This window comes from Clostridium massiliamazoniense (genome assembly GCF_001403635.1).
GTDB lineage: Bacteria > Bacillota > Clostridia > Clostridiales > Clostridiaceae > Sarcina > Sarcina massiliamazoniense.
In genome coordinates this window covers 335,528-349,706 of record NZ_LN879466.1, presented here as the reverse complement: position 1 = coordinate 349,706, position 14,179 = coordinate 335,528, and the positions used below count along the sequence as shown (strand labels likewise).

At 29.8% G+C, this 14,179-nt stretch carries 7 protein-coding genes and 3 pseudogenes; all 10 read right to left on the bottom strand.

All coding sequences use genetic code 11. The annotated features are described in order from the left end of the window. Positions 1-58: 58 nt before the first annotated feature. The 10 genes and pseudogenes from pfkA to uvrC all read right to left on the bottom strand — a co-directional run bounded on the left by pfkA (position 59) and on the right by uvrC (position 14,174). Complete coding sequence (pfkA, locus tag ARA19_RS02585; protein WP_055069385.1) at positions 59-1,018, bottom strand: 6-phosphofructokinase; 960 nt, start codon at positions 1,016-1,018, stop codon at positions 59-61. Between the two features lie 454 nt (positions 1,019-1,472). Then, positions 1,473-2,705, bottom strand: a pseudogene (locus ARA19_RS02580) (helix-hairpin-helix domain-containing protein); the annotation flags it as partial. 88 nt (positions 2,706-2,793) lie between these two features. Next, entirely contained in the window at positions 2,794-3,885 is a 1,092-nt protein-coding gene (locus tag ARA19_RS02575; protein ID WP_055069384.1) for an LAGLIDADG family homing endonuclease, read from the bottom strand. Between the two features lie 262 nt (positions 3,886-4,147). Continuing rightward, a pseudogene (locus ARA19_RS02570) lies at positions 4,148-6,490 on the bottom strand (DNA polymerase III subunit alpha); the annotation flags it as partial. A gap of 295 nt (positions 6,491-6,785) precedes the next feature. Then, a complete protein-coding gene (gene whiA / locus ARA19_RS02565) occupies positions 6,786-7,739 on the bottom strand; it encodes a DNA-binding protein WhiA (RefSeq protein WP_055069383.1) in 954 nt (317 codons plus the stop codon). Between the two features lie 63 nt (positions 7,740-7,802). Continuing rightward, positions 7,803-8,747 (bottom strand): annotated as a pseudogene (locus ARA19_RS02560) (gluconeogenesis factor YvcK family protein); the annotation flags it as partial. A 53-nt stretch (positions 8,748-8,800) separates the two neighbouring features. Continuing rightward, complete coding sequence (gene rapZ, locus ARA19_RS02555) at positions 8,801-9,685, bottom strand: RNase adapter RapZ (RefSeq protein WP_055069381.1); 885 nt, start codon at positions 9,683-9,685, stop codon at positions 8,801-8,803. Between the two features lie 346 nt (positions 9,686-10,031). Next, the gene (gene hisC / locus ARA19_RS02550; RefSeq protein WP_055069380.1) at positions 10,032-11,126 is read right to left on the bottom strand and encodes a histidinol-phosphate transaminase; all 1,095 of its coding nucleotides are present in this window, start codon (positions 11,124-11,126) and stop codon (positions 10,032-10,034) included. A 162-nt stretch (positions 11,127-11,288) separates the two neighbouring features. Further along, entirely contained in the window at positions 11,289-12,215 is a 927-nt protein-coding gene (murB, locus tag ARA19_RS02545) for a UDP-N-acetylmuramate dehydrogenase (RefSeq protein WP_055069379.1), read from the bottom strand. 87 nt (positions 12,216-12,302) lie between these two features. Next, positions 12,303-14,174, bottom strand: coding sequence for an excinuclease ABC subunit UvrC (gene uvrC / locus ARA19_RS02540; RefSeq protein ID WP_055069378.1), 1,872 nt, complete (start codon positions 14,172-14,174; stop codon positions 12,303-12,305). Between the last annotated feature and the right edge of the window lie 5 nt (positions 14,175-14,179).

Here is a 14,179-nt window from a genome sequence, read left to right as displayed (position 1 = left end):
ATTTTTTTTGATCTTTTGATTTAAATATCTATTTGAATAATAGTTACTAACTAAAACACTATTTATTAATAGTTTGCGCCATTTTATATAAATCTATGTCGAAAACTCTTTTCATTGCTAATGCTTCATCTATGTCCATATCTATTACTTTGTTGTCTCTAACACCAACAACTCTTGAAGTTTTACCTTCTAGTAATAAATCAACTGCTTTTGCACCTAATTTAGAAGCTAGTACCCTATCCATTGGAGTTGGTGTACCACCTCTTTGGATATGTCCTAAAATAGTTGCTCTTGATTCTGCACCTGTTTTTTCTTCAATATATTTAGCTAAGCTTTCTGAGTCTCCAACTCCTTCAGCTACAACAACAATAGTATGAGTTTTACCTCTTGACTTACCTTGAATTATTTCATCACAAAGTTTGTCTTTATCAAAATCAACTTCTGGTACTATTATTGCTTCAGCTCCACTTGCAATACCTGCATATAAAGCTAAATCTCCACAATTTCTTCCCATTACTTCAATAACAGAAACTCTGTCATGGGATGTTGATGTATCTCTTAATTTGTTTATAGCATCTGATATAGTACTTAAAGCTGTATCAAATCCAATAGTAAAATCAGTATAAGCTAAGTCATTATCTATAGTTCCTGGTAAACCTATAGTTTTAACACCTAATTTAGATAATAATTTTGCTCCTGTGAAAGAACCATCACCACCACACACTACTAAAGCATCAATCCCATTGTCCTTTAATAAGTTCGCAGCATGTTGTCTTACTTCTTCTTTTTTAAATTCTGGACATCTAGCAGTTCTAAGGACTGTTCCACCTCTGTGAATTATATCTGAAACACTATTTCTATTCATTGGGATAAGCTCACCATTTATTAATCCGCTGTATCCTTTTTGCACTCCAACTACTTCTAAGCCTTCTTGTAAGGCTTTTCTAACAACTGCTCTTATAGCAGCATTCATTCCTGGTGCATCTCCACCACTTGTTAAAACAGCTATCTTTTTCATAATATTCCTCCTTAACACCAATGGGTCCAAAAAAGTCCCTACGGTGGTAATTTTCACCCACTCTTTATTAAAATAACTTTACAAGTTATTTTAAATCAAAAAATATCTATTTACACTATTAATTTTACTTAAATTAAAGGTTATTTTCAACCTTTTTTCTGTAGAATTAGATAAAAAAAGAGGATATTTTAGTATTTAATGCTACTATCCTCTTTAATCTATTATATCATCTAAATATCATAAATATAGCTTTATTTAATTAACATATAGATAATATTTTTAATTTTTTTATTTTTTTATTCTATTCTTTTAATTAAATTTTATCTAATAACAAATATCTATAATGTTCCAATATCTTATCAACTATAGATAAAGAGAGACTTATCCCTAAATAATCTCCACTAAAATTCAGCTAGAGTCAAACTCCATCTGAATTAAGTGGAGGTTTATTAATTTATTCAGGAACTACTTTAACATTTTCATCACCAAATTTTTCTTTTAAAATTGAAATTACTTCTGTATTTGTATCTACCCATCCTTCTCTATTCATCCTAAAGCTTTGTCTTTCTTTTGCAGCAAATATATACACTGCTGAATCACCTTTATATGGCTCTACTAATACTTTTAAAGCTTTACCTATAGCCATAGCTTTTTCTTTATCATCCACTTTTATATAAACCTTATCTGAATTTACATTTTCCAAAGGTTTTATTTCTTCACAAAGTAATTTAGGTTCTTCATCCTCTTTGAAAGATAATCTTCCCTTAGCAACAACCATTAAGTCCTCATGAATTAAAGAATTGCATTTTTCTAAAGTCTTAGGGAAAACAACTAACTCCATCATTCCTGATAAATCCTCTAAAGTTGCAAAAGCCATTATGGTATTATTTCTAGTTACCTTTCTAGAAACTTGGTTAAGGATTCCCCCTATAACCACTCGTTCTCCATCTTTTAAAGAAATTAAGTCAGAAACCATCTCCATAGGTGTTTCTTCAAACTTTTTATGTTCTTCTTGAATATTACCTATTTCAATAGATGTTTGAAGTTTAAGACTTCTCTTATAATCATCAAGAGGATGACCACTTAAATAAAGTCCAGTCATTTCTTTCTCCATAGCTAGCTTATGTTTTTTTGCAAACTCCTTAATATTAGGATAACTAATTTCAAGACTTTCACTATCTTCTTCACTTAAAGCTCCAAATAAAGAAATTTGACCATCTATATTCTTTTTCTTTTGAGATGAAATTCCATCAATAAGCTTTTCATGAACAGCTACAAGTTGTGATCTAAATAAACCAAACTCGTCAAAGGCTCCTGCCTTAATTAAACTCTCGACTGCTCTCTTATTGATAACGCCACTCTCCATCTTATTACAAAAATCCATAAGAGACTTAAAAAGCCCCTTTTCCTTCCTAGCTTCAACAATACTATCAACAACATTCATACCAACATTCTTAATAGCTGCTAAACCAAATCTAATACTGTTACCCTTAACAGTAAATCTTGAATAACTTTCATTGATACTAGGAGGTAAAACTTCGATTCCTAATTTTTCAGCAGTTCTGATATATTCTGCAACTTTTTCACTTGTACCCATAACAGAGTTAAGCATAGCTGCAATAAATTCAACTGGATAATACCTCATTAAGTATGCAGTGTCATATCCTATTACTGCATAAGCTGCTGCCTTTACTACACTTACTTTCATAAGCCTATAGTTTTTAAAACTGTAGTTGTAGTCTGGACTATACCATGTACTCTTAGAGCACCTCCTATTATAGTCTCTGAGCGTCTTTCATAGAAATAATTTTATATTTCCTATACATTCCAAAATTTTTATTATAAATAGTATTTCTTAAAATTTCTAAATTAAATTTTCTAGCCGTTCTTATTAAATAAAATCCATTATATTCATTTTTATTCCATGTAATTTTTAACTCTTCCATTCCTATATATTCTAAACATTCCTTATACCAATTAATCAACGCTCTTGATGCTGAACAAATAAAAAACTCCTTACCATCCTTTCTTATCCATCCATCTCCATCAATAACACCCCTCAATAAATATGCTATGTATTTGTATTCTTCCTTTTTAAGCTTTGGCTTTTCTGAAACAAATGTTTTTCTTTCGACTATAGCAAATCTCCTTAATTGATCTAAATATTGTTCACCATATATAATTAACCGATACTTATCTTGAACACCTTTTCTTTTAATAGTAAAATATTTGCAATTTATCCCATCACATAAAAATTTTATACAATCTTCATCTACCAAATCAATTCCAAAATAATTTCTTTTCGAATTAATATATCCATCAGTTAACATGAGTCCTATTAAATATGCTTTGAATTCCGTATCTATAAGTTTTATATCAAAATTACTATATGACTTACGTTTTGTTCTAAGTTCATTGCAATCACGTCTCTTAATATTCATCTTCTCTAATTTTTGTAAAATTGAGTTTCTAGTTTTGTAAGAATACATTTTAGCAATTTCATTAGAACTCATTCCCAATTTATATAATCTAACAATTTCGTATTCATCATTTCTTGTTATATAAGATTGTGAATACATATTCGTTACTTCTTTACTTACTCCATTTCTACATGCCAAATCCCTTATCTTATTTTTAGTTAAATCATATTCATATTTTGAATTTAAATATAATATTAGCTTATCAGTATTAATAAATTTTGAATATAAATATAAAATTTTATTTTTTTCTCTCTCATTATATTTTTCTCTTTTTTTAACATTTACTTTTCGGCATATTCTATTTATATCATTTTGAAATACATCTAATTTATATTTATGTTTTAATATCTTTTTTATCGCTCTTTGTGATTTCCCTTTTGAGCTCAATATATAAATTATTTTTATTTCCTTATAGTCATTATAAAATTACTCCCTTAGAAATTTCGTTGCTGATCATCCATTGTTTATTATTTCTACAATAAAATAATTTTATACTTAGGGTCTCCCCATATATAATTCACTTAATTTTTTCTGCATTTCTGCAACATTCACAATTATCTTTTCAAATTTTGTTGTAGTTTAAGTGACTTTAGGACTTTCCAGCAATTTAAGGAGTTTTTAATTATAAGTTACCTTATAATGCCACACTTGCTATTTTATGGCTTTTGTTGAATGCATAAGAGGCAAAATCCATCATTGAATCAAATATCTTATTTGCTGCTTCTTCTGAAACACCATTTCTAATACATCCAGGAACCTCTATGTTCCCATTTTCATCTACTATACCATGAATAAAGTTCTTTCTTTCTTCTTCCATTACCTTATGTTTTTTCTTTGACATAGCTCTTCTAACAAGGTCACTTCTTCCCATTGAGTATCCCGCTAGTTTCATAACTATTTCCATTACTTGTTCTTGGTAAACCATAACTCCATAGGTAACATTTAATATATCTTCTAATTTTTCATGGTCATATTTTACGTTTTCTTGATTTCTTTTTCCTTCTATATATCTTGGAATTTCTGCCATTGGACCTGGTCTATACAGTGAAATTCCTGCTATAATATCCTCAAAACAGTCTGGTTTTAGATCTTTCATGAAGGAAGTCATTCCTGCTGATTCTAACTGGAATACCCCTGCTGTTTTACCTTCTCCAATCATGTCATAAACCGATTTATCATTAAAATCTATATTATCTAAATCTATGTCCACTCCTCGATTTTCCTTAATCATTTTAACAGCATCATCCATAACTGTTAAAGTACGAAGTCCAAGGAAGTCCATCTTTAATAGTCCAAGCTCTTCAAGAGTTGTCATATCAAATTGAGTTACTATAGATTCATCATTTTTTTGTAATGGAACATACTCAACTAATGGTTTTGAAGCTATAACAACTCCAGCAGCATGAGTTGATGAATGTCTTGGAAGCCCTTCTAGTCTTCTACTTACATCAATAAGTTCCTTTACTCTAATATCACTATCATAAGCACTCTTTAATTCTGGATTTAATTCTAACGCTTTATCTATAGTTATTCCTAGCATTGTAGGTATCATTTTAGCGATTCTATCTACTTCTCCATAGGAATAATCCATTGCACGTCCTACATCCCTTATACAAGCTCTTGGAGCCATAGTTCCAAAAGTTATAATCTGGGCAACATTTGATGCTCCATACTTTTCAACAACGTAATCTATAACTTCTTGTCTTCTCTCATAACAAAAATCCGAATCTATATCAGGCATACTAACTCTTTCTGGGTTTAAGAAACGCTCAAAAAGTAAACTGTACTTTATAGGGTCTATCTTTGTTATTCCTAAGGTATAAGCAACTATAGAACCTGCAGCCGACCCACGCCCTGGACCCGTTGGTATACCATTATCTATAGCATATTTTATGAAGTCCCAAACAATAAGGAAGTAATCTACATAACCCATTTGTTTTATAACTCCAACTTCATAAAGAAGTCTATCTACAAGCTCCTTAGCTTCTTCTTCATTCTCTGCAAATTCAATTACATCTTTATAATCAAAATCACCTTTAAACTCATCAAATATTTTATATCTTTCTACAAGACCTTTAAAACAAGTTTTAACTAAATACTCATAAGGATCATCTTCGCCCTCTGGTAATGGATATTTAGGTAATTTAGATACATGGAATTCATAATCAAAATTACATTGCTCAGCTATTGTTGTTGTATTTTCTAAAGCTTCTGGAATGTAATCAAAAAGCTCCCACATTTCCTCTGGTGATTTTAAGTAAAATTGATCTGAAGGATATTTTTTTCTGTTAGTATCATCAACAGTTTTTCCTGATTGAATACACATTAAAATGTCGTGTGCCTTATAATCATCTTGAACTATGTAATGGACATCATTAGTTGCTACTAAAGGAATATTAAGCTCCTTAGAAAGCTTTATATTAACCTCGTTAACCTTCTTTTGTTCTTCCATACCGTGGTCTTGAAGTTCTAGATAAAAATCTTCTCCAAAAACAGATTTATAAAATAAAGCCGCTTCTTTAGCTTTTTCTAAGTTTCCAGAAATAATAGCTTTTTGAACTTCTCCACCTAAACAGGCACTAAGAGCAATAAGCCCTTCAGAATGCTCCTTTAAAAAATCCCTATCAATTCTAGGTTTATAATAAAATCCTTCTATAGATGCTGTTGAAGCTATCTTCATTAGATTTTCATAACCTTTTTCATTTTTAACAAGAAGTACTAAATGATAGGTTTTATTATCACTATCTAAAGATTTTATATGCATAGACTTAGGAACTATATAAACTTCACAACCTAATATAGCTTTTATCCCTTGTTCTCTTGCTTCTTTATAAATATTGACACATCCATACATAACACCATGGTCTGTTAAAGCAATACTATCCATATTAAGCTCTTTAGCTTTTGCAATAATATCCTTAACCTTACCAGAACCATCTAATAAGCTATAACCTGAATGGACATGAAGATGGGTAAACTTTCTTTCACTCAATAAAATCACTTCCCTTCCCACATCTTATAAATATAAAAAAATAACCTAATATTAATTTAAACAAGACCTCTTATACTAAATAATTAACTCAAACCTCAACTCTTATTCAAAGTTTAAACATCTTCAAATATCTAAAAAGTATTAAAAGGAAATTTTATTGCATAAAATAATATTGGCTTATAAAGAGTTAAACTCCAAAACAATTAATAGCAAATGCTAGGTAGTTATCTCCTTACCTAGCATTTTATCATATTCCTATATATTTATTAAGTTAATAATTAATATTAAAATTCACCTAAAAAAGACCTTCTTCCCTAAGCTCTTCTGCAATTTTTTCAATTTTTCTTAATCTATGATTAACACCAGATTTTCCAACTGGAGGATTAAGCATTTCTCCTAGTTCCTTTAGGGATTCTTCTGGATAGCTTAGTCTAAGCTCTGCTATTTCTCTAAGATTTAAAGGAAGTCTTGCAAGCCCTATGGTTCTTTCAATTAACTTTATACTTTCAACCTGTCTTACTGCTGCATTGACAGTTTTGCTAAGGTTTGCTGTCTCACAGTTAACAAGTCTATTTACATTGTTTCTCATTTCCTTCATTATTCTTATATTTTCAAGTTCTAAAAGACATGTATGAGCTCCTAGTATATTTAATAAATCTACTATTTGTTCTCCCTCTTTTATATAAACTATATAACTATTCTTTCTTTGAATAACCTTAGAATTAAGTCCATAAGAATTTACAACCTTCTTTAAATCTTCTGCATATTCTTCAGAATGTGTTACAAATTCTAAATGATAATTCTTTTCTGGATTACTTATACTTCCTCCGCCTATAAAGGCACCTCTAATATAAGCTCTTTTCTTTTCCTCACTATCAATAAACTTTTTCCCAATGGAATAATCTAATGACATTAATCCTTCATCTTCTTTTAATATTCCAGTCATGATTAGCAAGTCTCTAACTCCCATAGATTCTTCAATAACAACCATGTAAATATTGTTCTTTTTTAAAGAATTGCTTTTTTTAACCATAAGCTTAGAATGTACATCAAAATACTCTTTTAGCAATGTAAATGCTAATCTTGCTGAAGCTGGATTTTCAGTAGTAATTCTAAATTTCAATTCTCTACCACTAAAAGCTATTGTTCCACTAACCTTCATTATTGCTGATAATTCAGCAAGCGCTTCTTCCTTAGACATTTCTAAGTATCTGCAAATTTCTCCTTTAACCTTTGATGAAAATGACATGCTTACTCCTTTCCCTATAAATACCGACTAACATAAATAGCTTTATTTTCTTCTATCTAACTCTATAGTTTTTATAATAAGTTCTGAAAGATTATTAGCATCATGTCTAATATAGTTATACTTAACATTTACTAAATTTCCTTCTATTATTTCAACATCTAGAGCTTCAACCTCTTCTCTATCTAATGTTACTAATTTAGAATTTTTCTCATTATAATATCTTTTAATTAAAGCATCATCTATTTTACCAACATTAGCTATAACATAGTCTATGCTGTTTTCTCCACAATATTTATAAATTTCTTTAATATGATCCGAAACATTGAAATCCGTAGTTTCTCCTGGTTGAGTCATAACATTACATACATATATTTTTTTTGCTTTACTTTTTTGAACTTCTTTTCCTATTTCCTCAACAAGGAGATTAGGAATTATACTTGTATATAAACTTCCTGGTCCTAAAACTATAGCATCAGCCTCTCTAATAGCTAAAATAGCTTCTTCAACAGCCTCTGCTTCTTTAGGTATTATTCTTAAGTCCTTTATTGGACTTCCCTGAGAAATAGCCTCTGTTGGGATATTTGACTCTCCTCTAACAACAACACCATTTTCAAGTTCTGCTTCTAACTCAACAGAGTCCAATGTTACAGGTAAAACCTTTCCTGCAACAGAAAGAACTGAACTCATATTTTGTACTGCATCTTGAAAATTTATAGAAATACCATTCATAGCTGCAAGAAATAAGTTACCAAAGTTTTGACCTTTTAATCTTCCATCTTTGAATCTATAATTAAGTAATTCTCCTAAAATGGGTTCAGTATTTGATAATGCTAAAATACAGTTTCTAATATCTCCTGGTGGTAACATTCCTAAGTCTTCTCTTAAAACACCAGATCCGCCACCATCATCAGCTACTGTTACAATTGCTGTTATATTACAACAATGCTTTTTAAGTCCTCTAAGCATTGTGGAAAGCCCTGTTCCACCACCTATAACAGCTATATTAGGATATGAATTACTTTTGTCACATACTTCTACTGTCATCATTCTCACTCCTATACTTAGAGCTTCTTAGCTCCTCTATTAACATCTTCCTTTATATCTCTATGCTCAACTGATGAATTAAAACCAGCAGAAGCTAAGTTTACTGCTAATTCATTAGCTATGGCTACAGATCTATGTCTTCCCCCTGTACAACCTATTGAAATAATAAGTTGTCTCTTACCCTCTTTAACGTAATTAGGAACTAAAAACTTCAACATATCATTTAACCTTGTTAAAAATCCTTTAGTTTCTTCTTGGCTTAAAACATAGTCCTTAACTGGCTCATCTGCTCCTGAATAAGGTTTAAGTTCTGGTATATAAAATGGATTAGGAATAAATCTAACATCAAATACTAAGTCTGAATCCATAGGTATCCCATACTTAAATCCAAAAGATAATACGGTTACTGTTATATTTTGTTCTGGTTCCTTACCATCACCATAAAGAACATTTAGTTTCTCTCTTAAATCCTTTATAGCATATTTAGAAGTATCAACTATGTTATCTGCTCTATCTTTAAGTTCTCTCAACTTATTTCTCTCATTTTCAATCCCAGTTAATATTCTACCATCTGGTGATAATGGATGGCTTCTTCTACTTTCCTTAAATCTCTTTACAAGTACTTCGTCCCCAGCATCTAAGAATAAAATTTCATATTTAAAATCATTAGCTTTTAAGTATATGAAACTTTCAAATAAATCATCGAAGAATATACCACCTCTAATATCTATAACTAATGCAACCTTCTCTATACCATTATTACCTTGTAAGCACGCCTCTGCAAACTTAGGTATTAACTTTGGAGGTAAATTATCTACACAAAAGTAACCTAAATCCTCTAAGCTTCTTGTTGCCTCTGTTTTTCCTGCTCCTGAAAGTCCTGTAACTATTACAAATCTCATATTAGCCCTCCTAAAATCATTTAATAAAAAGGTTGTCCTCATTTTACTAAATCTAAAATATATTCAATTAAATTAATACGTTCTATAGAATTATAAATAAAATATCTATCTATAATTTTAACCTATATGTACGAAATTCTCCACCCTATTAGAGTGGAGATCAAAATAATATTTTACAATAAATAAAGATTTACTACAACTTTATTTCCTTATGATTTCCAAAAGAAATCCATGGAGATGTATCAAATTTATAGATATATCACTTTTTAGTTTTAACTTGCTATATAGGTTCATCTTGTCTATCTACTTGCTTCCATAAAGAAGCTCCTTCTTTTTAATAAATCCTCTATTTCTCTCTAAAATATTTATTTAATAACTCTATTAATTTTTTATTATCTTCTTCTAGTCCTACAGAAATTCTTAAATATCCAGAGCATCCCAATAAATATCCAGGTCTTATAATATATCCATTTTTCAATAGATAATCATTGATTTCTCTATCTTCTCCTTTAACGTCAACTAAAATAAAATTACTTTGTGATTCCTTATAATCCAAATTTAGTTTCTTAAAAGCCTTATAAAAAAATTCTCTTTGCTTTTTATTATAATCATAGCAATACTCCACAAATTCTTTATCCTTAATTGCTTCTACAGCTGCATTCTGTGCATAAAGACTGACTTCAAAAGGATTAAGTACTCTATTAAAATATTCAGCTAACTCTTCATCACATATACCATATCCTACTCTTAAGGATGCTAATCCATAAGCCTTTGAAAAAGTTCTTAATATAATTATATTCTTATAATTTTTAAGTAGACTTAAAGAATCGGGATAATTCTCCATTGAAACATACTCTTTATAAGCTTCATCAATAACCACATATACATTTTTAGGAACTTTCTCTAAAAATTCTTCAAGTTCCTTAGTAGTAAAAGCTGTTCCAGTAGGATTATTTGGATTGCAAAGCCATATAATTTTAGTTCTCTCATTTATGCTATCTAAAATACTATCTAAATCCAAGGCTAAATCTTTCATAGGAACCTTAATAGCCTTTCCCCCCATGAGTTTAGTAAAAGTTTCATAAAGTACAAAGGTAATCTCACCCATAATAGACTCTTCACCCTTATTTATTAGAGTATTGCAAATAACCTTAATCAAAGAACTAGAACCTGCTCCTAAAATAATATTCTCTTCATCTATACCAATAAATTGACTTAAAGACTTTCTTAAATAATAATTGTCTCCATCTGGATAAAGAGCAGTATTATCAACAAGATTCTTTAAAACATCTTTAACAGAATCAGAACATCCTAAAGGGTTCTCATTAGATGCCATTTTGACCACTTTATCAATATTAAACTCTCTTTTTACCTCAGAAATAGGTTTACCACCTATATACTTATTTAATCCTTCAATTTCTTCTCTTACCTTATTTCCCATAAATATTCTCCTCTCATTTTATTTTTAATAAACTTAATTCCTCCAAATTTTCACCCCTTATTTATAACTTATAACAAATAAAAAAAGCATCTTACGTAGTTCAATTATGAAATACATAAGATGACCTTTTTCTTTTTGTTGTTAATTTTAGTTTTAATATAACTATTTGTCTTTTCCTATTATTCTTACTTCTGTATGAAGGTCTACTCCAAACTTTTCTTTTACTGTTTTTTGAACGTGCGCTATGACATCCAAAACATCTTTAGCTGTGGCATTTCCTTTATTGATTACAAAGCCTGAATGTTTCTCTGAAACAGCTGCTCCACCAATTGAAAAACCTTTTAAATCTGAGTCTTGAATTAACTTACCTGCAAAATACCCCTCAGGTCTTTTAAATGTACTTCCTGCTGATGCATATTCTAAAGGTTGTCTCTCTTCTCTTCTTCTAGTTAAATCATTCATTCTATCTTCTATTTTATTAACATTTTCATCACTTACTTTTTCAAGCTTTAATGTAGCACTTAATACAACATATCCATCTGTCATTATTAGGGAAGTTCTATAACCTAATTGAAGTTCTTCAAGCGTTAAATTTACTACATTTCCTTCTGAATCTATGGCTGATACTTCTTTAATTACATCTGCCATTTCACCATTGTATGCCCCAGCATTCATGAATACAGCTCCACCAATGCTTCCAGGTATACCACAAGCAAATTCTAATCCTGTTAATTTTGCGTCTAAAGCTGCTTTAGAAACCTTTGATAATAAGGCTCCACAATCTGCTGTAACTTCATCCCCATTTACTTCTATATTATCTATCTTTTCAAGTTTAATAACAACACCAGATATTCCCCCATCTTTAACTAAGATGTTGGATCCATTTCCTAATATGAAATATGGCACATTTCTTTCTTTACATACTGAAACAACTTCACCAACTTGTTCTTTTGTAGATGGAGTTACTAATAGGTCAACTGGTCCTCCAACTCTGAAATGAGTATGTTCTTTCATAGGTGCTTCAGCAATTACATTTTCTTCACCACAACATTTACATAATATTTCTTTGATTTCCTTGTATTGATTCATTATACAACTCCTCTTAACTATTATCCTTTTTAGTATAATTAATTATTTACCACTTATCAAGCATTTAAACCTCTTTTTAATAATAATTTAAGGCTTATTCTTATTGTTAAAATAATTTCTAATATTTTCAGCAGTATTCCTGTCTATAGACGGCGTTTCTAGTAATTCCTCCACCGTGGCATTTTTTATTTTTTCTACACTTCCAAACTTTATTAATAAAGCCTTTTTTCTCTTCTCACCTACACCTGGAATATCATCTAATATTGAATGAAGAGTTCTTTTATCCCTTAAGGATCTGTGATAAGTTATAGAAAATCTATGAACTTCGTCTTGAATTCTCGTTATTAGGGCCATAGCCTTAGATCTCTTATTCAAGATTATTTCTTCATTGTTAAATATAATTCCCCTTGTATTATGGCTATCATCTTTAACAAGTCCACAAACTGGAATATTTATATTAAATTTCTTTAAAACCTCTAGGGCTATATTAACTTGGCCCTTTCCTCCATCCATCATTATTAGATCTGGAAATACACAGAACTTCCCTTTAGAAAGATTTAATTCACTATGTTGAATCTTTTCAATTTCTTCTAATCCCCTAGAAAATCTTCGTTCTAATATTTCCCTCATACTACTATAGTCATCTGGTCCATTTACTGTTTTTATTTTAAATCTTCTGTAGTCAGAATTTTTAGATTTTCCTTCTTCAAAAACAACCATTGTCCCTACAGAATCAACCCCCTGTATATTAGATATATCATAAGCTTCTATTCTATAAGGTAGTGTTTCTAAATTCAGATTTTCTGCTAGTTCCTCTAATACAATTTTATTACTTTCTTTATCTTTTACTATTTTATCTTTAAACTTTTCTAAAGTTACCTTTGCATTATTTCTAACCATAGTAAGCATTTCTTTTTTCTCACCTATTTTAGGGATTTTTATCCATACTTTACTACCTTTTTTTAAGGTTAAAAACTCTTCTAATAAATCTAAATCCTCAATTTCTGGCACATATATATTCTTAGGTATAGTTGCTGTCCCTCCATAAAACCTAGTTATAAATTCCCCTATAAGAGTTCCTTTACTACTATCCATATTATTATCAATCATAAAATGTTCTCTACCTGTTACTTTACCATCCCTCACAAAAAATATTTGTATTGAACTGCTACTATTATCTGAGTATAAATCTATATAATCTTCATCTCCATCCTTTGCAGTAAACATTTTTTGTTTTTCTTTAATTGTTTCAATAGCTAATATTTTATCCCTTAATTTAGCTGCTTCTTCAAATTCTAAATTTTCAGAAGCTTCTTCCATGCTTTTCTTCAATTTATTCTTTAAGGAGCTATCTTTCCCACTTAGAATATTTATAACTTCCTCTATCATCTTTCCATATTCTAATTTACTAATATATCCCGCACATGGTGCCAAACATTTTTTTAGCTGATAATTAAGACAGGGCCTCATAAAAGGCCCCTCTTCTTTAATATTTCTCTTTGATTGTCTTAATGGATATAATTTATTTATTAGATTTATTACTTCATAAACTGCTCCTCCACTTGTATAAGGTCCAAAATATTTATTTCCATCCTTAGCATAATTTCTAGTGACGAAAACTCTTGGGAAATCCTCATTAGTGGTTATTTTAATGAAAGGATAAAATTTATCATCCTTCAGAGCAATATTATATTTAGGACTATATTTTTTTATCAAATTGCATTCTAGTAGCAATGCTTCCATCTCATTATCAGTAACTATATATTCAAACTCTGCAATATGTCTAACCATAGCTCTTACTTTTTCACTATGATTTTTAGAATTCTGAAAATATTGTCTTACTCTATTTTTTAAGATTTTAGCTTTTCCTACATAAATTACTTCACCTAAATCATTTTTCATAATATATACGCCAGGTTTTTGTGGTAATGTTTTTAATTGTTGTTCAAAATCAAACATTTTAT

Excerpts from the sequence above, each read along its gene's own strand:
- rapZ (WP_055069381.1), bottom strand. The coding sequence starts at position 9,685 with ATGAGATTTGTAATAGTTACAGGACTTTCAGGAGCAGGAAAAACAGAG.
- uvrC (WP_055069378.1), bottom strand. The coding sequence starts at position 14,174 with ATGTTTGATTTTGAACAACAATTAAAAACATTACCACAAAAACCTGGC.
- murB (WP_055069379.1), bottom strand. The coding sequence starts at position 12,215 with ATGAATCAATACAAGGAAATCAAAGAAATATTATGTAAATGTTGTGGT.
- hisC (WP_055069380.1), bottom strand. The coding sequence starts at position 11,126 with ATGGGAAATAAGGTAAGAGAAGAAATTGAAGGATTAAATAAGTATATA.
- pfkA (WP_055069385.1), bottom strand. The coding sequence starts at position 1,018 with ATGAAAAAGATAGCTGTTTTAACAAGTGGTGGAGATGCACCAGGAATG.
- whiA (WP_055069383.1), bottom strand. The coding sequence starts at position 7,739 with ATGTCATTTTCATCAAAGGTTAAAGGAGAAATTTGCAGATACTTAGAA.